Source organism: Mesorhizobium sp. M7A.F.Ca.CA.004.04.2.1 (assembly GCF_004022825.1).
Classification (GTDB): Bacteria; Pseudomonadota; Alphaproteobacteria; order Rhizobiales; family Rhizobiaceae; genus Mesorhizobium.
In genome coordinates this window covers 1-22,219 of the sequence record NZ_RZPH01000006.1, presented here as the reverse complement: position 1 = coordinate 22,219, position 22,219 = coordinate 1, and the positions used below count along the sequence as shown (strand labels likewise).

The window sequence follows — 22,219 nt, the reverse complement described above, 5'->3', positions numbered from 1 at the left end:
CCCTACTACAACTCCCCGCTGGGCAAGCTGTGGCTCGAGCGCGGCGGCACGTGTGTCGAGGCGAACATCCGCGGCGGCGGCGAGTTCGGCACCCGCTGGCACGAAGCCGGGCGCAGGGAGGGCAAGCGTCTCGCCCATGACGATTTCGCCGCCGTTGCCGCCGACCTCGTGCGAAGGGGCATCACCCTGCCGAGGCGGATTGCCGCCGAGGGTGGCTCAAATGGCGGCCTGCTGATCGCAAACATGCTGACCCGCTATCCTGAGCATTTCGGGGCTCTGTTCTGCACAGCACCGCTTATCGACATGCGTCGCTACACCAAGCTCTTGGCGGGCGCGAGCTGGATCGACGAATATGGCGATCCGGACAAGGTTCACGATTGGGCTTTCCTGAAGGAAATCTCCGCCTATCACGCCGCAGCGCCGGGACAGCCCTATCCGCCTATCCTGATCGCCACCACGAAACGCGACGACCGCGTCCATCCGGGCCATGCGCGCAAGATGGCCGCAAAACTGCAGGCTCTTGGCTATCCCGCTTACTTCTACGAGGCCAGCGCAGGCGGGCACGGCTGCGGCGAGGACAATCGGGAGCAAGCCGCATTCATCAGTCTAGGCACCAATTTTCTCCGCAGCGCAATCGGCTTCAACGATCACCTTCCGGAGACGGCGGAACGCGTTGCACGCAAGTGGGGCATTTGAGGTCCATCAACAATTCATTCGAGCAGGAGACGAAATAGTGCAGTGCATCCTTTCTGAACATCAAGGAGTGAATCTCATGGCGAGAACGCGAATGGGCGTAGCGCGGGCAACAGCAGCGGCGGTGGCCCTGATCATGGTGGGACAGCAGGCCGTCGCCGCGGAGCCTGCGCAAGCAGAGACCGTCCTGGCGGAGACGGGAGCCTCGGTCACCGAAGCGCCAATCCCTTGGCAGGTCCGCCTGCGGGCGTTGGGCGTCGTTACGAAAGATCTGGGCTACGTTGATACGCTTCCCGGCTCCGGTCTTTCGTATTCGGACACGGTGACGCCGGAACTCGATATCTCGTATTTCTTCACCGACAACATCGCCGCCGAACTCATACTCGGTACCACTTATGCCAACATCGCGGGCCAAGGGACGATCGGAGGATTGGGCAACATCGGCAAAGTTTGGCTGCTGCCGCCGACGCTCACGTTGCAGTACCATTTTACCGATCTCGGCGCGTTCAAGCCTTATGTCGGCGCCGGCGTGAACTACACGATCTTCTACAACCAGGACACTGGCAGCGCTGATGCTCTCAAGGTGAAGAACACGTTCGGCACGGCGCTGCAGGTCGGATTCGACTACATGGTGGACCAGCACTGGGGCCTCAACTTCGACGTGAAGAAGCTTTTCCTGAAGCCGGACTTCGACGTCACGGTGGCCGGCGCGAAGCTGACGGGGAAGGCGGAGCTCGATCCCTGGCTGATAGGCGCAGGTGTCACCTACCGCTTTTGAATATCAGAGTGAAGTCTGCTTCCCGACTGCCGGTTTAAATGAAGGGCGCCTCGCGCGCCCTTTTTTACGGTCGACACTGCAGGGCGAGACCTCATGAAGCCGATTGTCGAGAGGGCGGGGCTCTCTTCCGGCGGACCAAGAAGGTGAACTGGCCAGCTGGCCCCGCGCCTGAGATGGAGTGCTCAGAAGCGCTTTGAATCGGGACGGGCTTTGGTATTGTGGGTGGAATGCTTCAGCCAGACTATTTGCCAGCATCGTCTCCCGGACGTCATGTCTGAGCTTCGTGTCAGCGCAAGGCGAACACGCGGCTCCTAGATGCCGACACGATGGCTGGTTCAGCCATACTGCGACAGTTGCCGGTTTTTTCGGTTCCTTTGCTGTTCGCGCGCTAACCGCAACGCTCCATACTAGTCTCGCGTGCCTGTCCCCGTGGGGCGGGCAACAGAAAGCGATTAGGCCCGCTGAAAGAGGCGGACTGCATCCGAAGGACCGTAAACAAGAGAAGGACCTGAAGCGAGAGCGAAGGTTGCGGCAGGCCGCGGCGGGCCTAAAAGGGAATGCCGACCACCCCACGTCCCAGGAAAGCTGACAAAAACGCAGCGTCCGACTGTCCAATAGGGAGCGCCCGCGCGAGGGCGAGCTAAATGGCAGGGGCTGCCGGGGGACCTAAGAAAAGCGTGGGTTCACAAGCACCCGGCGCGCGCCATCAGGCCGCCAGCTACTTGGAGGGCGGGTGCATCAGCCCTGTTTGTCGGGCCGAACCAGATCCATGTGGCTGACGCCGAGGGCCAATGCCAGTTCATAGATCGTGATAATTGTCGGATTTCTTCGGCCTTTCTCCAAGCCGCTGATGTACTGCTGACTGAACCCGGAAATCTCCGCAAGCTGCTCCTGCGTCAGGCGCTTCCTTTGCCTGATCCTCTGCACATTTCGTCCGACCAACTTGCGCATATCCATGCACGCAAGCCAGCGGATCAGGCGGCTTGAGTTTATCAACTATAATATGTAATCCACATTTTAGCAGGCACAGGGCTTCGCGGGTCCATTGGCCGGAGATAGAATTAGCGATGTTGCAGCCCAGATCGAACACGCCGTTCGCCGACGAGGTCCCCTGGTCGGACCGCATTACAGCCTACGACAAGGACCACTTTACAACCTATATGAGGCTCCTGGACGCCTCGGCAGACAACGCCACTGAAGAGGAAATGGCCAAAGTGATCCTCGGCATTGATCCGGCACGCGAACCTGAGCGCGCACGCAACGTTCTTCGCAGTCATCTCGACCGTGCAAACTGGGTGGTGACGGGCGGCTACAAGGATTTGTTCGCCAGTTGACGAAATGGGCGGTGCGGTCGCTTCGCTTCAAGCAACGAAGTCGCGTAACACCATGCATCGACGTATCACCACAGCGCGGATGGCCCAGCGCTTCGCTGTCTCATCATTTTGTCCTCCGCTCGCCAATGGCTGCTTCCCAGGAATGGGTGCGTCGGCGAATCATGACAGGAACGGGTCCGTCTGAGCCGCACCGCATCCGAAGGGCCGGATGGACAACCTACTGAAAGCTCACAGCTGGCTAAGGGTTGCGGGACGCCGCGGCGGGCCTAGAAGGATGCGGCGCCACCTGCTGGGAAAGGCACAAATAGAGCGAATTGCGAGAGTCTAACGACGCGCTAGGAGGCGCAGCGGAATGGTCGAGACGCCAGAGCCAAGAAAAGCGGGGCTCGACCCACCGGCACACGGCACGCGCGGTGATGGGCGCGGGCGCCCACTACGTGCGCAGGCTCAACAGAATCTCACACGGATCAGCATCGAGGGCCGCAGTTACGTCGAGAAACTCAATGATATCGAGACGCCGCTCGCCACCCTCATATTTCGCCACGAAAGATTGCGGACGACCAAGCTTCTCAGCCACCTGCGCCTGCGTCAGCCCTTTGACATTGCGCAGTGAGATCAACTGGGCCAGAAACCGCTGGTGGCGGGGAGATCGAAGAGATTTGGGCATTTAGGTGAACCGGTCAGGTAGAGACCGGCTCAGCGACTAATCCCCGTTTCGGATTATCCCATTTTGGGATATTCTGCCTTGGATCCAGCGATCAACATGCGAGGTTCGCGGCAGACATGAATCGATCAACGGGAACAGATAGGACTCAAAGCTCAACACTGCTCGACGAAGTCCCTTGGTCTGACCGTCTTACCGCCTACGACAGGGTGCACTTTACCATCTATATGAGGCTCCTGGACGCCTCAGCCGATGAGGCGCCCGAAGAGGAAATGGCCCAACTGATCCTCGGCATTGATCCGGCACTTGAACCGGAGCGCGCCAGGAAGGCGCTTCGTAGTCATCTCGACCGTGCGAACTGGATGGTGACGAGCGGCTACAAGGAATTGTTCGCCAGCTGACAAATTCGCAGTGCTCGGTCATAGAAGCAGGCAGTTCCTGTGCCATTGGTCAGGCTGATCGGGGCCTGCACCACAGACGCGCCGGCAAAATGGACCCGGTGGCGAGCACAATTCAGTTCCCAGGAATCGGGTTTTGGCAATTGTCCGAGCGTCTGACGTGATAGAAGGTTCCGCTCTGTCTGGATGGGTATTAGCCCGGAGCAGCACTCCATATCGTACCGGCGCTCGACGAAGGGTCCACCTCTTCGCTTTCAAGCCGCATAACCGATAGCCATCGCCCTAAGTCAAGGGTTAGAGATTACCGGCAGGCAGGTATGCAAGCGGGCCATCCTCGGAAACTATATAACCGCACGACTAGCTCGTCAGCGACGAAACACCCGCTCGAGCACCCATAGACTATGATCACCGGCGCGGACTGGAAGAATACGGCTGCATCGCCCGAGCCGGCGGAACAGAAGATCTCGGCATCCAGTCAACGCTCGATACAAAGCGCGCGATCGAATGGCCCGAGCACAAGGGGATCAAAAAGCTTCTCAGAGAATTGAGGACCCTTCGGACCCCAAAAGGGCTATAGCCTGATTTTGGGTTCGCACGCCTAGCTTCTTCTTGGCATTGTCCAAATGAAAAGCGATCGTGCGTGGCTTGATACCCAAGATGCGGCCGGTCACCCAGGCTGAATTACCCCGCGCTGCCCACCTCAGGCACTCATATTCGCGGGATGTCAGCGAAATCCCGTCCACTGTTCGATCGCTCGGCAATTTGCGGCGAACGCAACGATGAAAGCAGGCCGCCATCAGTTGAAGAGCTTGTTCGTACCGCTCAGCGACCCGAAGAAATACTGGACGAGGCTCATCGGCGGCAAAAGTAACCGCAGCGGTGCGGCCGCGGAGATCGACAATTGGGATCGTCAAACCGCAGCAGATGCTGAATTGAGCCGCCTCATCGAATAGCTGCTGTTGAGCCGGCGACATTTTATCGCCTCCCAAATACAACCCCCAGTGAAACGGCCACCCGCCATTTCGAGCACGCAAGACCACAGGATCGAGTTTCTCATACTGATTTTCCAGATACTGTCTGGTCCAGCGGGTTGGATAGTTCGAAATTAACCTCGGTTTGCCGGAAGGCCGTGCTGGCAAGGAGAGGTAGGCAAAGAAGATTAGGTCAAGTCGTCCGGCCGCCTCAGCCATGGCATCCCGGAAATCTGCCTCATCCATACTCTGTGACAGTCTTTCAAGGAATGTCTCGAAAACAAGTGGCATGTCCCTCGTCATCGTCGCGCTCGATTCTTCCTCTTTCTGCACGCCTTCCGGCTGCGTCGTGTATGTCCGACAAACGCGATTGAATTCGCGGGCGTCGCTGGGCTGACCGGGCTCCAGAATGCTGCCATGCATTAAGTCATGACCGCCCCTGCACCGACCAAATCAGGAGAAATCATCCTGCGCTGACCAAAAGCCATCATTGACCCCAGCTTTTGCAGGAATTTGGGTCGGCATTAGCATAACAATTCGGATAGCCGCTCATCCCCCACCCGGGGCGCCGTGATCCGCAAAGAAGTGTTGCGATGCTTTCTTTTCTTTGATAGGCAAATCGTCTCAACAATATTAAAATGCCTTTCCTTGTGAACGGGGTGGTGTGTAAGTATCGTCCTTTTATATACCTGATGTGATAAAATACACCGCAATTATTATTCTGTTCTTTGTGATGTGAAGGAAGATAACCTTCGGCATTGCCGCACTTTGGAACCGACGACCGTGGCCCGCTGCAATGATGTAAAGGGCACGTCTAAGCTCAATCTGCATCGGAACGTGCAGATGACCTTTACCAGACCCTCGATTCCGCACGGGCCATAATGATACTGATTACGTGGGTCAAAAAGGGCGCCCTGCCGGCGGGGAGGTACACCCGCAGGGCGCGCCGCACAGAGGTCCTGGTCGTTGGGCAACAGGACAGCGGCGGCAGAACTGATTCGGTTACAAATCGTGACTGAAATAGCCCGGAGCATGCTCAAGATCAGATATCTGGAATTCAACAGTTTTGGGTCTGCTCGGCGCAGTAGCGCGCAGGGACATGCCTGCCTCCGGACTCGCTCCTTCGCGATCGCAAAATCATACGGCACCCTCCGCCTTCAGCGCGCGATAGGTGGTATCGACCGACTTTACCGTCGCGTCGACAATGATGTCGATCTCTTTTCGGGTAATGATCAGGGGGGGTGCATAACCGAGGATGTCGCCATGCGGCATGGCCCGTCCGATGACACCATTCTCAAACAGAGCAGCTGCAGTGCGCACCCCGACCTGAAGGTCGGGTTCGAATGGTATCCTTTGTTTTGGGTCCCGCATCATCTCTACGGCCGACAGGATACCCACTCCGCGAACTTCACCAACGATGGGATGTCCCGCCAGCTCGGCCTTCATCCGGTCTTGCCAATACGGTCCAACATCGCGGACATGCTCCAAAATATTTTTTTCTTTAAGCAGTCGAATATTGGCGAGCGCGGCTGCGGCACAAAGCGTGTGCCCCGAATATGTCCAGCCGTGGCCGAGTGCGCCGTGCTTCTCAGTTCCTTGTTCCAAAACCGACCAGACACGGTCGCCAATGATTGACCCGGAGATGGGGAGGTAGGCGGAACTCAAACCCTTTGCGATGGTCACGAAATCCGGACGCATGTTATACAGGTGGGAACCGAACTTCTCGCCGGTTCGCGCGAAGCCGCAGACCACTTCATCCGCGATTAGAAGGATATCGTATTTGTCGAGCACCGCTTGAATGGACGTCCAGTACCCTTTGGGGGGCGGCACAATACCTCCTGTCCCAAGTACCGGCTCTCCGATAAAAGCTGCAACCGTTTCCGGTCCTTCGGCCAGGATCAAGGCTTCAAGCTCATCGGCACAGCGCCGGGAGAACGCTTCCTCGCTCTCCTCGACACGCGCCTGGCGGTAATAGTGCGGCGTGGTTGTATGGCGCACCAAATCCAGAGGCAGGTCGAAGAAATTGTGAAAGAAGGGAAGGCCAGTTAGGCTACCCGTGACCAATCCAGACCCGTGATAGCCGCGATTTCGCGAGATGATCTTTTTCTTTTCGGGCCGGCCAAGAATGTTATTATAGTACCAGACCAGCTTGATGTTGGTTTCGTTGGCATCGGAACCGGAGAGGCCGAAATAGACCCTTCGCATGTTCTGACCGAAATACTCGACCACGGCCTCTGCCAACAGGGCGACCGGCTCCGTACCTTGGCTGGCATAGACGTGTGCGAACGGCAATTCGTGTGCTTGCCTGGCAATGGCCTCGGCGATCTCCGTGCATCCATATCCCATGTTGACGCAGTAGAGTCCTCCGAAACCGTCGAGGCTTCTTCGGCCTTCGGTGTCCCAGATATAGACGCCTTCCGCACCGGCCATAATCCTATTTGGCGTTTCGCCTCGGCTGTGCTTGGCCAAATGCGTAGAAGGATGGAAGACGAAGCTTCTATCCTTCTCCCGGAGTTGCTCGGTTCCCAGATTGCTCAAGCGCATGTCCCTCTCCTCGCGATAAATTGGCGGAGGGCACTCGGCCAGCCACCTGTTTAGCAAATAGCATACCGGAAACGTCCCTTGAGTTTCTCGGGAATGCAGGTTATTCGCCGTGGAATTCGCGGGATCGGCCCGAATTGCCGTGAAAACTAAGGCGTCACCTTCGCCTTAGCCGAGGGTCGGGGGCGCGTCCTGCAAACACGAACAGCTTACGACGCGCATGCGCCCAGCATAGTGCCCGATTAGCGGGCGATATTGACGGATGAATAGCGCTCGGGACGCTGTTCCCGCCGGCCGCGCGAGGCACGATAGAGCGCCGGCGGCCATGTTCCGCCGAACTGCCGGTCATCCCTTACATTCTGACGGTCCGGATCGGTCTTGCCCTTCCCAAGGGTGGTAATGCAGGTGATCAGGGGCAAAGCACATTCGCCTCGATCAGCAGGCAGCGGGTTCCGTGCCGCGGCACAGGCTCCAACCTGGTTGGCCAGCGCTGAGAGGCTGAGGTCGTGCCCTCGCGCATATTGATCGCTTTGGCGGTGCGGCGGCTGGTGCTCGGCAGACTTCTCCAAGGAGCATAGCCAGAAGGTTCGGCCCGGCAAAGACGCGCGGCGAGAGCTCCTTGCCATCGACATCTTGATTCGCAGCCGACCAGCGCCGCCAAGTTCTATCGTCAGCGTGTTGCCTTTCTTGCGATCGCAAATTCGTGGTTTGCTGCGCAGGGCGAGCCGAGCTGCGGCTCGCAGAAGGCGGCAGCATGCCTCCATCAATGCTGGCCGCTCGTGCAGTCTCGAAACGCTGGATCAAGCCTCAAACGTCGAACAGCCGCTCCTTTTCCTCGCGAAACCAGCGCCCTCGCGCGACGTGATCTTGTCTGACGATCCGACGCTTCGAGCGGGGCTCCTCTAATAGGTTGCACATGACCTGCAGCTTTCAGCCAAACTCAGCAAATCGGACGTCTCTTCTTATCATCGCTCGGCAAGCTCGGAACACGTTGGCGGACGTTGCTAAGGCTAGTCGCCGCCAGCGGATGGCGAGGATGTTTGGGCGGCTAAGTGCTTTTAGGTGGGCGATTATAAGCCGAGATCGCGATAGGTGCTTTCGCCATAGCTCCTGGCGCCATCGCCACGCTGAGCGTTTGAAAGCCGATGAAATTCGCTCGGCCAATTGGCTAGCGCGTGCTTGATGGCCTTCATCTTGAACGGCACGTGCACAACACATTTGTCCCTGATGATAGGCGGACAGCTCACATCTTGTTGCCGCGAGCCGTTAAGGTTTGCTGCGATTATCGGCAGACCTAGATCAAGAGCCAATTCCATTTCCCAGCGCACGAAGCGAAAAAGGTTTTTCGTCTTCTCACCGATCAGGACAAGTACCTGGCTCGATCCATTCATTCTGTTGCGAAGATTGCGTTTAACATAATCTTCGTCCTGTGCTCGGCTCGTCATATTGTCCAGATCGTGAGCGTTCGCGAATTCAAAACTCACATTCTCGCTGGCGTTCCACCCTTTCATAAAGCGGTATGCCCAAGCGTCTTCATCGCCGTCAAATATTACATAGGTCGGATCGCTGTATGCCATTGTTGTCTCTTAGTTGTTTTGACGAGCAACCCACTGGGTGTGCTCCCGTGAGAAAGCCAGTTCGGCTTCGTTCACCGCGGCGGAGAATGCCTCATCCGAGTTGGCGTCCGTAATAAGGTCGGCAGTCAAGCCGATCTCGTGAGCTGTCAACGTGTAAGCCGATGCCAATTCGTTAAATTTCTTGATCTGGGTCCACCCGATAAGCGAGGCGGCGATGACAATTAGCGGCTCGGTCGGCCAGCCTGGCATCGCGGGGTCAGCGATGCGTACTACGATGAACGAGAATCCCAGAGCGTATGCAAAAATACCGAGGCCCATCCAGACTTTCGCGGACCTCTTGTTCGAGCGCGCCTTCTTCTCGTACCACTTCCGTTGGTCGCAGATTCGTCTCTGCAGATACAGGTCTTTTCTTTCTTTTAGCGGGGAGTCCCTTATCGACATCATCTGGTCGGTTGTTTGGGGGGATGCTGAATCGGTGCCGCTCAACGCGCTACCAAGGTGACGATTGCTATCAAGGATACCTTCTATGAGCTTTCGAAAATCAGCTCTGGCGTCAGCGGCGCGCGCGTCATCGAACGGCTGTGCTCGCATCGCGAAGCGCCAAGTCAATGTCTTCACCGACTCTGCCAGAGCTCGAGCCTGATACCAGACCTGCTCGGGCTTTGTGACCGACCGGAAAATGAGGACTCCCATTGAGCAAAGAAATACCGCAGCATAGACACCGAAATAGGCTTTTGATGGCGACAAGTCCAAAGAGAGCACCGACGCTAAAAAAAGAAGAACGTACTCTGCCCGGATCAGGCGCAGAAACGTCGCCTGCTGCTCGTTGGATGCCACGTCGGCGCTATTATAGAGTCCAGGATATTTCATTTTTGAAGCACACCAGTCTATTTTGTGGCGGTAAATTCTTTAAGCCAGGATTTGGCGAACGTGAGGTTAGCAGTCGAGCTTACAGAGCCTATTCTTGGGCGAGGCGCGGTCCCTCTGTTCATAAACAGGAATGCAGGTCCTGTCCCATCAATGTAAGGGTATAGGCCCAAAAATTCTTGCCCGGAGAATGTTTCCGAAGAATTTTTTGCCACGGGCAGAACCGCTACCGCGGTCCGAAACCCATCGAAAAAGCCAAGCTCCCAAGGCATCCATCTGCATCCTGGAGAATTGTTTGAATGCACATAGATTAGCGTCTTTGACTGCCTCATACGGGTCCGCAGCAACTCGGCGGTGGCCGAGGAGACTTTTGTGCGGTCCAGTTGTGAATCTTCGACCCAATCTACGTAAGCAGTGAACCCAAGCTCCTCGAAAATTCGCTTCACACCGAGAACGATCTCTGCGTCCTTGAAAGAATGTGACAGAAAAACGTCGAATGACGATCTGGCTGTAGCTGCGGCCGTCTCTTCCTTTAGAACGATCGATGCGGCTCTATGCCCTCGACTGGCATTCGCAACTCTTTTCAGCTCTGCCTCGGTCAGTAGCACTATTCAAATCCCCCCATGATCTGTTCGCAATCTATGAACTTGACGCCCATTCGATTAAGCGACCCTTGTCTTGTGAAAACTGGCACCATGCTCTCCAGCCGGTAGCGCAACCTCCACCTTCTCAAAGACCACGTCGGGTGGCAGGAGTGACCGGCCTTGTCACCCACCTACGCGACCCCGGCACAGCCATGCTCTTCGCTTAGAAGGCTGCGGAGACCAGCAATGTCAAACAGGACAGACGATCTCCTAATCTCGATCAGCAACGAACTTAGGACGTAAAAACGCGATGGAGCGATCTCCGAATGTCCGCAGGCGTCGAGGGCCGGGTTGGTCGCCAAGGCCGAGCGGGCCAGCTTGCACTCCCGCTACCCGTCGGCTTGCCAAACCCTCGCTGTAGATTCGCCCCCTACACGGATGCGCTGACCGCGACTAAGCTCAATCGCCACTGATCGCCAATCCAGGGCGAAAGTTCCCCCCTTGAAGTAGCGGTAGAGGCATTTTTCGGCACTTCGCATCTTAGATATGGACGCCTCCTCAACCAGGCACGATCCGGTTTGGCTTCTCGCCGTAACCGTGCTGGCCAAGTGCGTCCGATGGCTGCTTCGATCCGTCTCCTGGAATGATCGGTTCCAGATTGCTCAAGCGCATCGTCCTTCCTCGCCATCATAGCGCTCGGCCACGTTTTTCCAGCAATTACTATACCGCAAATGTCCCTTGAGTTTCGTCGGAATGGGCGCCTTTTGCCGACGAATCTACGGGATCCGTGCCAAACACCGTTGAAACTTAAACTTTCGGTTTCACCGTTGCCTCAGGGCGGACAAAGGTATCGGTGAATTGGACTTCACTGGTTTCGTGACGACAAGGCTATAGTATTGATCAATCCCCAAGCCTGCCTGCAGCAGTCCCTCCATGAAATCCTGATAGGCGGCCATAGAACGAGATGCGACCCGCATCAGATAATCCACGCGCCCCCCAATTGCCCAGCAGTCCAGGATTTCCGGAATCTCTTGGATTGCAGTTTCGAAGAGTCGTTGGTCCTCAAGACGATGACGATCCAGCACGACCTCCACCATCACAAAGATCATGCCGCCGATGAGGGCAGGACTCAGTCGCGCATAAAATCCCTCAATAATCCCTGCGGCCTTGAGTGCTCGGAGCCGCTCCGAACAGGCGGACGCCGAAAGATGAACTCGTTTTGCAAGCTCACTTTTTGAAATCCGACCGTCTGCCTGAACTTCGGAGAGAATCCGGACGTCCCAACTGTCGAGTTGCACGGGATCGGGTTTCGACTTCATAACCTATGCTCTCAAGCAGCGATCGACATCGCGTTGTGTGCCGATCAATTCTATCATCAATTGAAACGAGCGAATGTAGCAGTGGAAGGCATCCGTTCCAGGCCCGAGATGTGCCAGAATGGGTACGAAAATCAGCTGAGGGAGAGCGATCAGCTGAGAAAAGCTGCAGAAGTAGTTTGGCTATCGCCCCGACGCCTAACGGGGCAATGATGCAGCTGGAGAGGATAGCCGGCCGCGGCGGAGACCTCCTGATAAATAGATAACCCATTTACTGAACTCCGCTGCCGTACTTGATAGACGCCGCGACGTCATTCGAGCCTCGATCGCGTGTACGGCATATTCAATGCAGTATTCACTGGCACATTCAGCTATTGGAGTGAATTGAAGGCCTTGCTCGTCCGGCCCGCCGAGGCGCATGGCACCGCAAATGCCGCTCGTCTTACGGCTTGCCCGACAATTTGGCGCGGGAGTCTGGCCGAAATCGCCCAACGGAAAGACTCAAACGCCGATGTTGCGTGCGATGCTGTCGGCCGCCATACGCTTACGCCACTCAAGAGGCCCGGAATTGTGAATGGAGTTTCCCTCAACATCGACGGCCATGATAACAGGCATGTCCTGCACATCGAATTCATAGATGGCTTCCATGCCCAGGTCTTCAAAGGCAACGATCCGCGCCGCCTTAATCGATTTTGAGATCAGGTACGCAGCGCCACCCACTGCAGCAAGGTATGGCGTTTTGTGTCTTACAATCGAGGCGATGGCCGCCGGTCCCCTCTCCGCTTTGCCCACCATCGCGAAAAGGCCGGTTTCGGCGAGCACCTTGTCCGTAAAATCGTCCAAGCGGCTGGAGGTTGTTGGACCGGCGGGTCCAACGATCTCATTTCTCGCTGCCCGGACGGGACCGACGTAGTAGATCACGCGTCCCCGCAGATCGACTGGAAGCGGCTTGCCGGCATCGATCAGTTCGACCATTCGTTTGTGGGCAGCGTCACGGCCCGTCAGCATCTTTCCAGACAGCAGGAGCGTTTCACCGCAGCGCCACGATGCCGTCTCTTCCTTCGTCAGCGTATCTAAATTGACCCGCCGGACGCCGGCTGGGTTCAATTCGTCGGCTCCGATGTCGGGCCATTCGCGCAAATCGGGCGGCTGGAGGCTGATGGGTCCAGAGCCGTCCAAAGTAAACTTCAGGTGCCGGTTGGCGGCGCATTGCGGGATGAGCGCCACAGGCTTGGACGCTGCATGAGTAGGATAGGTCGCAACCTTGACGTCAACGACTGTCGTCAGACCACCAAGGCCTTGGGCGCCGATACCAAGCGCGTTGATCCGCTCATAAAGCTCAATCCGCAGCCCCTCCTCTGCGCTTGACGCCCCCCTTGCGATCAGTTCCGCCATATCGATGGGCTCGTTCATGGCCTCCTTGGCCAGCAGCATCGCCTTTTCAGCGCTACCACCGATGCCGACAGAGATCAGTCCAGGTGGACACCACCCGCTGCCAAGGGTCGAAACGGTATTGACCACCCAGTCGGCAACGGAGGCGGTGGGATTGAGGGTGGTAAAACGTGCCTTGTTCTCCGACCCGCCGCCTTTCGCGGCGATGGTGATCTCAATCTGGTTACCTTGCACCAGGTCGACATGGACAACTGCCGGCGTGTTGTCTCGGGTGTTGACCCGTCTAGCGAGGGGATCCGCAACGATCGATGCCCGAAGGGGATTGTCCGGATCGAGATAGGCTTGACGTACGCCCTCATTCACAAGATCAGCGAAACTGGCCGTTGACTTAATGCGGGCATCCATGCCGACCTTTGCGAAGACAACCACAAGTCCGGTGTCCTGACAAATCGGGCGCCGCCCAAAGGCCGCCATGCGGGAGTTCAGCAGAATCTGACCTATGGCATTCTTCGCCGACGGGCTCTGTTCTCGCGTGTATGCGTGAGAAAGAGACCGGATATAATCTGGAGGATGATAGTACGAGATGTACTGAAGGGCGTCGGCGACGCTCCTTGTGATGTCGCTACCGGCCATGGTCCGTGTTCTGTTTCCCACCGGATTTTATCCAATTGAACCGAGGCCATTGACCATTTTCAGAATCTGGAAGCTTCGCACCCCCTGCTCGCCGCCTTCATATCCATAGCCGCTTTGCTTGACTCCTCCATAAGGGGCATCAGCGGAAACCCCTTTCAGGTAATTCACACTAACAGCGCCCGCAGAAAGACCGCCCACAAGCCTCTGTTGCGTATCGGCCGCGCCAGTAAACAAGTAGGCGGCCAGACCGTACTCCGTGGCGTTGGCTTCATCGATCGCCTCTTCGATCGTATCGAAAGGAGCCACGGTGAGAATTGGTCCGAACGGCTCTTCATGAAGCACTCTCGCTTCCTTCGGTACGCCAGTCAGGATGGTTGGCGGCCAGTAAAACCCCGGTCGGTCAAGGGGGGTGCCACCGGTCTCGATTTGGGCGCCGCCCTCTACCGCATCTTTGGTCAGGCGTTGCATGGCCTCGATTCGCCGCGCGTTTGCCATGGGACCCATCTGCGTTGCAGGGTCATCCGGTGGACCGATCCTGATTTTTCGGACCGCCTGCGTCATCCGGAACAGGAATTCCTCATAGCGGGATCGGGCGACAAGAATCCTGCTGGGCGCATTGCAACTCTGGCCCGCGCACTCGAATTTGTATTCCGAAATAGCCGGTATCGCCGTTGCCAGGTCGGCATCTTCGCACACAATAACCGGGGAATGTCCACCGAGCTCAAGGATGCAGCGCTGCAGATTATTCGCGGCCAGTGTGGCCAGCTGTTTCCCAACAGCGGTCGACCCCGTGAACGTCAAGACTTTGACAATTGGCGAACTGAGCAGATGCCGTGATATATGCACAGGAACACCGAACACCAGGTTGACCACGCCTTCCGGTATCCCTGCTTGACGCAAAGATTCCACGATATGGACAGCCACGCTTGGCGTCTCTTCGGCCCCTTTGAGGATCACCGGGCAGCCTGCCGCCAGCGCGGGGGCGAGCTTGCGGGCGATGAGAACGGCTGGATAGTTCCACGGCGTAAAGGCAGCGACGACACCGAGGGCCTCCGGGACGATCATCCTGTTCGGACCCAACGGAATCGGGGTCGACAACTCATCGGCATGCCGGCCATTCCATTCCAGCGTTTCGACTGCGCGCGCGTACTCTCCTGTTGCTTCGGCAATCGTCTTTCCCTGTTCGGACGACAGGTCCCTGGCTGCCGCGCCAGCTTTCTCAGCCAGAATGCTGGCGGCAGAGACGAGGATCTCGCCACGCTCTTTGGCGGGTCGTGAGGACCACGCCTTGCGGCTGCGTTCTGCCGAAGTAAGAGCTTCATCCAAGTCTGAAACCGTAGCCGAGGCCACTGAGGCAAATACCTTCTCCGTCGCCGGGTTGATCACCGGCAAAGTGGCTCGGCTACCACCGGCTCGCCATTTGCCATTAATGAAGAGCTCGTAGCTCCTGGCGTGGGACATCGCGGGCTCCACTTGTGATTCTGGCCATGCGAGCGCCGTTTCAATTTTCGAAGCCGCTGAGCTCGCTTGAGCCAGTTTCATCGCGATGGTCGCAGCGGGTCAAATATCGATTAGTGCCTAAATCCATCTGGAATCCAGATCGATCTGTTTCGACAGCAAGGAAGTCATGCCGTTGTTTACAGATCGATGGTTCTCAGGTCGCGTCAGGAGCCGATGCTACCCAGCCCCGGCTCTCAATCAATTCTCTGGCGACCTTCGGAATGAGCTTGCGGACCGCAGAAACGGCCGCAGAACGCTCATCTTTGGGATTTACAGCGAGCACCACGGAGCGGGTAATCACCGGATCGACTATCTTGACCGTCCGGACCAGCCCTTGGGAGGCTTCTTTCTGAACCGCAGACGGGGCGAGAATAGAATGCGCTTTTCCCTCTACGACCATGTTGATGATCGTTGAGAGGGAGTCCACTTCAAACCTGACGTCCAGCGCGCAACCGTGTTGCGCGACGACATCAGCCACCGAACGCCTGACATTGTTGTTGCGCATGGGAACCGCCAGGGGGAATGCATGCAGGTCGGCCAGAGCTATCGCATCTTCAAACGGTGGCTCGCCGGACGGAACCACCAGACAAAGATCTTCGCGCGCTAGCACAGTCATTCGCCCCACACTGTCTGCTGTGCGGTACAGAACCGCCAGATTGAAGCGTCCAGCCGCCATCCATTCCTCTAGCGGTCCCGTCATACCCTCGACCATCTTGAGGGACACCTTGGGCAGTTCGTGTCTTACCGTCTCAAGCAGCGGACCGCTCAGGACGCGAGCAGCTCCAGACGGAATGCCAATAGTCACCTCCCCTGCAGGGGAAGCGGCTGTGTTGGTCAATTCCACCTCGGTAAGTCGAATTTCTTTAAGAATCGCCCGAGCGCGATCGAGCAGTTTGGCTCCTGACGCCGTCACGCTCACACCGGTCCTGTCGCGTATCAGCAGCTGAGTGCCGAAGCCTTCCTCCAGTTGACGCACATGCAGGCTCAGCGCACTCTGGGCGACATTCAGAAAGCCAGCGGCCTTCGTGAAACTGCCTGCTTCGACCACGCCAACGAAGTATCTTAACTGCCTGATTTCCACGGGTACTCTTCCGAGGGCGGACTGCAATGATGTAATCTATCTCGAAATGCGATGGCGCGACAGCAATAATTGTGCCGAGTTGCATAACGCCTAGCGTAGGGTCGCTCCAGTTTGGTAACCAACCGCTGAGGCCTCAGACGCCCAACCCGGCGCCCGGATCCGTGGCGATGATATCCCGGGCCCTTTGGATAACAGGTGGATCGACCATCCTTCCGTCCAGGGCAAATGCGCCTATGCCCTGCGCCGTCGCATCTTTCTCCGCCGCGAGGACACGACGGGCCCATTCGAGTTCCTGTGGGCTTGGCGAAAAAGCGTCATTGAAGATGGCAACCTGGTTTGGATGGATCGCCAAAGCTCCAGCAAAGCCGAGCCGCCGTGCACGCTCCGCAGCCTCACGAAGTTTGTGAGTGTCAGAGAACGCGCCAATGCTTCCTATGAAGCCCAGCGGGAGCAACCCGGCCGCACGGGCGGCAAAAAGAACAGAAAGGTTTGGCGTCAAGAGAAGATCAAGTTCTGGCGCGCCGCCAACAGCGGCACTGAAGTCTTCAGGGCCAAGGGCCATTGCGACCATCCGGGGATGGGACGAGGCAATGGCCGATAGCTTTTGCAAGGCACCTGGGGTCTCGATTTGGGCAAGAAACCGGATACGTCCTAACGGAAGATTTCTTTCTCGTTCAAGTTCTGAGACCGCGTCCGCAATTTCGGACACCCACTCTGGCGAATCCGTCTTTGAAAGAACAAGTGCATCAACACCTGCCACGACGGCTGCATCAAGATCTGCCGCCAAGGCGCGCAAACTACGATTCACGCGGACCAAAACAGACGCGCCCTTGCGGCCCACCTTAGCCACAGACGCACAAAGCTGCCGCCGCGCCTCTCTCTTTTTATCCTGGGGAACAGAATCCTCCAGGTCGACAATGACGCCATCTGCACCCCGCTCATGCGCCCTCTCCACAAAGCGCGGAACGTGAGCGGGTACGAAGAGCAGGGATCTCCAGCGTGGTAAAGACATTGCGCCGTCAACGGCCACAAAGGTGTCCTTTATCATAAAGAGGCTTCGCGGTCGATTATAGCCAGGCGGTGCCAGTGAAAGATGATCCGAGGCACGTAGGCTCTTTAGAACAAAAACCGCACCCCTCTTGCGGACATACCCGCTCATGCCGAGGCGGCCGTCCCGCGCAAACGCCTCAGAACCTCCTCGCGGACAGCATGGGTATGGGCGCCAAGGGCTGGAACTGGACGCAGTGATGGCCGCTCCAAGTTGAAAATCGCCGCCGGCGCGATCGTCTCGATCGTTCCATCGGGTGTCTCAACCTCAACTCTGCGAACATGGGGATGTTTTGAAACATCCGCCACTTCGCGCAGCCGGCCATATGCTAGGCCGGCCACCTCAAGTTCCTGCATTGCTTCGTTACAGGATAGTTGGGAAAACCGGCGTTCAATAATGTCATCAAGTTGCACACGGTGATCGAGGCGCTCCATGTTATCGGCGAAACCAGGTGCACATGTAAGCTCCGGCTGCTTCAGGAACTTCTCGCAAAAATTTACCCATTCGCGGTCGTTCTGAACCGAAAAGACGACATCTTTGCCATCGGCACAACGATACGCGCCATACGGCGCCAGCGACGGGTGCTTCACGCCTGCGCGTACGGTGCGGTACCCACTATAGTCGTTTTGCAGAACCGGCACGTTCATCCAGTCGGCGACGGCATCGAACAGCGATACCTGAATACTGGTCCCCTCGCCGGTGACCTCGCGGTGATAGAGTGCCTGAAGAATGGCACTGTGCGCTGTCATGCCCGCCGAGATGTCACAGACCGAGACTCCAACACGGGCGGGACCTTGATTGTTGCCGGTAATTGCGCATAGACCAGTTTCAGCCTGGACGATAAGATCATAAGCCTTCAAGTGGGAATATGGCCCTCTGTCCCCGAACCCAGAGATGTCGCAAGTGATCAGGCGCGGATATTGTCGACGCAGATCAGCAGACCCGAATCCCAATTTTTCGATGCTTCCCGGCTTCAGGTTCTGGATAAAGACGTCGGCGCCGGCAATAAGGATGTCGAGCACGGCCCGGTCCTCCTCCAACCTCAAGTCGAGACAGACCGACTCCTTGCCCCGGTTGAGCCAAACAAAGTAAGCGCTCTGCCCACGCACCAACTTGTCGTAGTTTCGGGCAAAGTCTCCTTCGGGCCTTTCGATCTTGATGACACGCGCGCCGGCATCCGCAAGACGAGAGGACGCATAAGGCGCAGCCACGGCCTGCTCCACGGCTACGACAGTGATCCTCTCAAGAGAGTTCTGCATGCGACACCGCTTTTTTCATCTTACGAGCTCGTTTTGAGTCCGACGACGGTTCAGCGTCGCCAGAAGCCGATTTTGTTCGTTCCCAACAATGGAGAATGCCTCGTCTACACCCATGCCGGGCTTTGCGAGCATCATGTCGGCCTGGGTCGCTAGCGAAACGTGGACTGTAGCCTGGGCCGAGAGATCCGTCTCGGTACAACTTCCCCCGACATACGCCCCTACTTTGTTCGCCTTACACAGCAGAACTGCTCGCGCTGTATCGGCAATTGAGCCCACGTCTGGCGTCTTGATTTGAACGAGGTGCGTGGCCTTCGCTTCGGCAAAGAGCCGAATATCCTCTAGCGTATTGCATCGTTCATCCACAACTATACGGGCGCTGGAGCCCCGACTGTCCAAGATCGATACGATCTTGGCGTAGTTCTCGATTTGAGCTTGGGTCGAACCAAAATCCGCCGGGGACTCGACATTGAGAATGAAAGCCGGAACACTCTCGGCAACCCTGCAGATAAAGTCAGCAATCTCTTGTGGCTCCATGCCAATTTCTTGGCCGATCCAGCCATAAACATCGAAATGCAGCACGGGATGATACCCGGGGCGGCCAATCTCGCGCGTACGCCTCGCGACCCACCTCACGAACTCCATGAAGGTCTGACCGCCAGTCCCGAATTTTTGTCGCGAGTTGATCAGACCGTGGGGGAGCACGTCCACCGCCCTCAGAATCATCTTATCAACGTTGATTTCGCGCGCATCTCCACTTTGACAATAAATCGGAACGCTGAACGTCGGCAGCGCTAGGTCAAATTCTTTGCACAGAATTTCCGCCATGGTGGTGCGGTGAAGGTGGGCCGCAGCGCGTAGGAGCGCCTGGCTGACGCCGTACTCGATCGCAAGAGGTAACTGCTTGTGGTCGTAGTCCTCTAAAACCGTCGCACAGGCATCAAGGTAACGAGACGCATCGACATCCAACAGTCGCGGCACCACAACCCGCGACGTCAATTCCGAAATTTGGACAGAATCAAACAAAGGATCCCGCCCGCCAGCACCAGAGTACTGCACGCCCATCATGTCACCCCAAACGACGCTGTCGTCCGCTAGTACAAGTCCGACGCTGAGCGACGACGCCGGAACGCGAATGGACGTAAATCCAGGCGTCACCGGTTCGCCAAGATAAATAAAGCCGTCCTGGATCGCTCCGGACCTAATGGCAGACTGATCGTCATAAAAGAACGCGCCGTTGCCAGATGCGAGTAGGACGTCTTTGATCTGCACTTCGTTCGCTCGAATGTTCCAATTACACTAATGAAGGGGTATGCTGACATGCGTTGCATCGATTATGGGCCACTTGTCGCCGGACCCGCCAATATAAAGTCGGGGACGGTCCCATCGCGTTTTGAGATGGCCCATGCCTGAAAGGCGGATCAGTCGCCTTGACGCTGCCATTGACGTGCCCGCAAGGTGCTGGTTGGCAATTGCGAGAACAGTAGCCCCGCACAGAGTTCCCCCACGATGGCGTCCAAAGCGCGCCACAACAATGCCGATTACCGAACGATATATTCGTTCGCCATCGCAGGCACCTCAACTGGCATTACTTCTCGACGATCGGAAGGTCGATGAAGCAGCCCCCGGGACCGCGATAAAACTTCAGCAATGGCGGCTCGCCGTCCGCGGGCACATTGGCGAACGAAGTCTTGTCACTTCCGGCGAGGACTACCCTCAAGCGATAACCTACCGAAAGGCGGGCGGAAATCGGGTGCAACGTGAACGTCAAGGTGGCAATTTCGCCCGGCGTAAGAGGCTCGGCGTCGCGTTCAAGAAAGCTGTGCTGTGGACCAAGAACGTCGAACGGAGAGTTGGTCCACACCTTCCGGTGCAGGACCCGCAGCTGCCCTTCCGTCAGATACCGGGATACCCCATCTGGTTGCACGGCCTCAAGGTAAACAAAGAAATTGCCATCTTCGCGCGTAGAGCTGATATTGAGCTCAACAAATGGATGCCCGGTGATTTCGAGGTCATTTGCCAATGGTTCGCTGGTATAGGTAAGCCGAGCCTCGTCGAACTGACGCCGATCTCCATAATCTACTTTACCCCCACTGCCGCCGTTGGTGTCCCACCGGTTTGTTAGAACGTCGCCAAGATCTCGGTCGACCTGCAGGAAGTCAAAACCTGCGGCGTCGGGCGATGAGTCCAGCCGCGAACCACTGGACATGTACCACCGTCTGCGCCTGGCTTCGGGCGGCCAGGACGTGGTCGATTTCCAAGCACCCTCGCCCACCGTGTAGTAGTGAACTACCTTACCTCCCACGCGCGCGGCTTCGCCGTTGAAACAAGCTTCAGCGAACCGGATATCATTGGCCTGCTGGGTCGCAAACGTTGGTAGGATTTCCTCATCGGCGGGCCGAAGCGGATCATAAGGTATCGCTCCACCGTGGTTCCAGGGACCGATTATCACGTTCATCGGATTTGATTGCAACAAGAAGCGGCGCACGGCCCCTTGCGCGGAGCCAGAATCAAACCAGCTCGCCCAATTCTGGGTAGGAATGCCGGACTTAGATATCCGCTCCGCCGCCATCTCTGGCGTCCAGTCAAGTATGGTTGCTCCGTCCCATAATGTCGGACGTTCGTCTTTGAAAGTGAGCTCATGAGCTTTCACCCAATCAGTGGGCGCCCGCTCATGGTCGCGTAGGGCGGCGACAAGGTCAGCCTCCCCTCCGGGTCCCACGGGTCGTACGCCCAGTTGAGACGGGCTTCCATCATCCCGGATCGACTCATTGCGGTCGAGGCTTTTTACGCCACTGTCCCAAAGATCCATCACTTGGTTAGGAACTCCGCCGGGAAAGGAAAGATCTTCATAAACACTATAATCGGCGAAGCGCGGCACGATCCCCTTCACTGCGGGGTGGTTTTGCTCAGCCATCCAGTCTGCGGAGTTGGCAGTGTATGACACGCCATAGCCAACCACCTGGCCAGTAGACCATGGCTGCGCGACTATCCAGTCGAGCACTTCGCTGTTGTCCAAGATCTCAGAGCGAGAGCGGTAGCCGGGCCATACCCCGAAAGACGCACCCGTGCCCCGAACATCTCCAACAACCACGGCGTAACCGTGCTGGACGAACATTTCAGCGTAGCAATTAGACAAGCTGCCCTTCTTCCCGCGCCAATAGCGTGTCATTACTAAAATGGTATTGCGCTTGGTTTCGGTGCTGTCACCCATTGGACGCACGACATCCAACGCCAGCCTGACGCCGTCGCGCATTCTCACATACGACGATTCCACGGGTCCCAGTTTGTAGTGCCCCGCTATTTCGCCACGAAGTTCTAAGCGGAACATCGAATCTAGCTGGGAACGAGAGAGGCTCATTGCGTTTTCCTGAATTCTAGATGGTGTTATAAAGTCCAAATAACCAACCTTAGGGGCCGGCTTGATGGGCTACCCGGTCGGGCAGATCGACCCCGTGAACAGCGCGCAATTTCGTTGCTGTGGCCCCAATCAGCGCCGTCCAGCAGTGAGGTTCGCCCCGATGACAGCAAGCGCCAGCATTGCTTCATTCGTTGTCATTGCGCGAAGGCTGCGGGCGGATAAATC

The 22,219-nt window shown here is 57.1% G+C and carries 18 protein-coding genes and 1 pseudogene; 4 read left to right on the top strand and 15 right to left on the bottom strand.

Features of this window, described 5'->3' with window-relative positions:
* Both EN893_RS00885 and EN893_RS00880 read left to right on the top strand, forming a co-directional pair.
* The coding region (locus tag EN893_RS00885) for a prolyl oligopeptidase family serine peptidase (protein WP_164900684.1) at positions 1–696 on the top strand (696 nt) is incomplete at its 5' end.
* Between the two features lie 76 nt (positions 697–772).
* Positions 773–1,471, top strand: coding sequence for an OmpW family protein (locus tag EN893_RS00880; RefSeq protein ID WP_024505687.1), 699 nt, complete (start codon positions 773–775; stop codon positions 1,469–1,471).
* A 738-nt stretch (positions 1,472–2,209) separates the two neighbouring features.
* Here EN893_RS00880 and EN893_RS00875 read toward each other — a convergent pair.
* Complete coding sequence (locus tag EN893_RS00875) at positions 2,210–2,428, bottom strand: helix-turn-helix transcriptional regulator (protein ID WP_126105025.1); 219 nt, start codon at positions 2,426–2,428, stop codon at positions 2,210–2,212.
* 110 nt (positions 2,429–2,538) lie between these two features.
* Here EN893_RS00875 and EN893_RS00870 point away from each other — a divergent pair, with 110 nt between their 5' ends.
* The gene (locus tag EN893_RS00870) at positions 2,539–2,805 is read left to right on the top strand and encodes a DUF2285 domain-containing protein (protein WP_127266640.1); all 267 of its coding nucleotides are present in this window, start codon (positions 2,539–2,541) and stop codon (positions 2,803–2,805) included.
* Positions 2,806–3,238: 433 nt separating this feature from the next.
* On the opposite strand, the gene EN893_RS00865 is transcribed toward EN893_RS00870, so the two are convergent.
* Positions 3,239–3,472 carry a helix-turn-helix transcriptional regulator gene (locus EN893_RS00865; RefSeq protein ID WP_126097360.1) on the bottom strand — a complete coding sequence of 78 codons (234 nt, stop codon included), beginning with the start codon at positions 3,470–3,472 and terminating at the stop codon, positions 3,239–3,241.
* Positions 3,473–3,588: 116 nt separating this feature from the next.
* On the opposite strand from EN893_RS00865, the gene EN893_RS00860 reads away from it, so the two are divergent.
* Complete coding sequence (locus EN893_RS00860; protein WP_127266641.1) at positions 3,589–3,870, top strand: DUF2285 domain-containing protein; 282 nt, start codon at positions 3,589–3,591, stop codon at positions 3,868–3,870.
* A gap of 533 nt (positions 3,871–4,403) precedes the next feature.
* Here EN893_RS00860 and EN893_RS00855 read toward each other — a convergent pair.
* The 13 genes and pseudogenes from EN893_RS00855 to EN893_RS00800 all read right to left on the bottom strand — a co-directional run bounded on the left by EN893_RS00855 (position 4,404) and on the right by EN893_RS00800 (position 21,994).
* Positions 4,404–5,141: a LuxR family transcriptional regulator gene (locus EN893_RS00855; protein ID WP_128361375.1), complete on the bottom strand. Its 738-nt coding sequence runs from the start codon at positions 5,139–5,141 to the stop codon at positions 4,404–4,406.
* Positions 5,142–5,975: 834 nt separating this feature from the next.
* Complete coding sequence (locus EN893_RS00850; RefSeq protein WP_063169303.1) at positions 5,976–7,382, bottom strand: aminotransferase; 1,407 nt, start codon at positions 7,380–7,382, stop codon at positions 5,976–5,978.
* Between the two features lie 190 nt (positions 7,383–7,572).
* Positions 7,573–7,994: pseudogene (locus EN893_RS38900) on the bottom strand (transposase); the annotation flags it as partial.
* Between the two features lie 455 nt (positions 7,995–8,449).
* Complete coding sequence (locus tag EN893_RS00845) at positions 8,450–8,956, bottom strand: TIR domain-containing protein (RefSeq protein WP_063169304.1); 507 nt, start codon at positions 8,954–8,956, stop codon at positions 8,450–8,452.
* A 9-nt stretch (positions 8,957–8,965) separates the two neighbouring features.
* On the bottom strand, positions 8,966–9,826 hold the full coding sequence (locus tag EN893_RS00840; protein ID WP_127266642.1) for a DUF4231 domain-containing protein: 861 nt from the start codon (positions 9,824–9,826) through the stop codon (positions 8,966–8,968).
* A gap of 1,402 nt (positions 9,827–11,228) precedes the next feature.
* Positions 11,229–11,726 carry an Lrp/AsnC family transcriptional regulator gene (locus tag EN893_RS00835; RefSeq protein WP_127266643.1) on the bottom strand — a complete coding sequence of 166 codons (498 nt, stop codon included), beginning with the start codon at positions 11,724–11,726 and terminating at the stop codon, positions 11,229–11,231.
* Positions 11,727–12,224: 498 nt separating this feature from the next.
* Positions 12,225–13,748, bottom strand: a complete 1,524-nt coding sequence (locus EN893_RS00830; RefSeq protein WP_127266644.1) for a fumarate hydratase — start codon at positions 13,746–13,748, stop codon at positions 12,225–12,227.
* A 27-nt stretch (positions 13,749–13,775) separates the two neighbouring features.
* Positions 13,776–15,209 (bottom strand): NAD-dependent succinate-semialdehyde dehydrogenase, encoded by a 1,434-nt coding sequence (locus EN893_RS00825; protein ID WP_127266645.1) that lies wholly within the window; start codon positions 15,207–15,209, stop codon positions 13,776–13,778.
* Between the two features lie 193 nt (positions 15,210–15,402).
* Positions 15,403–16,329, bottom strand: coding sequence for a LysR family transcriptional regulator (locus EN893_RS00820; protein ID WP_127266646.1), 927 nt, complete (start codon positions 16,327–16,329; stop codon positions 15,403–15,405).
* Between the two features lie 133 nt (positions 16,330–16,462).
* Positions 16,463–17,377, bottom strand: coding sequence for a CoA ester lyase (locus EN893_RS00815; protein WP_236383480.1), 915 nt, complete (start codon positions 17,375–17,377; stop codon positions 16,463–16,465).
* Positions 17,378–17,484: 107 nt separating this feature from the next.
* Positions 17,485–18,636, bottom strand: a complete 1,152-nt coding sequence (locus tag EN893_RS00810) for a CaiB/BaiF CoA-transferase family protein (protein WP_127266647.1) — start codon at positions 18,634–18,636, stop codon at positions 17,485–17,487.
* 15 nt (positions 18,637–18,651) lie between these two features.
* On the bottom strand, positions 18,652–19,905 hold the full coding sequence (locus EN893_RS00805) for a methylaspartate ammonia-lyase (protein ID WP_127270361.1): 1,254 nt from the start codon (positions 19,903–19,905) through the stop codon (positions 18,652–18,654).
* Positions 19,906–20,221: 316 nt separating this feature from the next.
* Entirely contained in the window at positions 20,222–21,994 is a 1,773-nt protein-coding gene (locus EN893_RS00800) for a CocE/NonD family hydrolase (protein WP_127270362.1), read from the bottom strand.
* Positions 21,995–22,219: the final 225 nt, after the last annotated feature.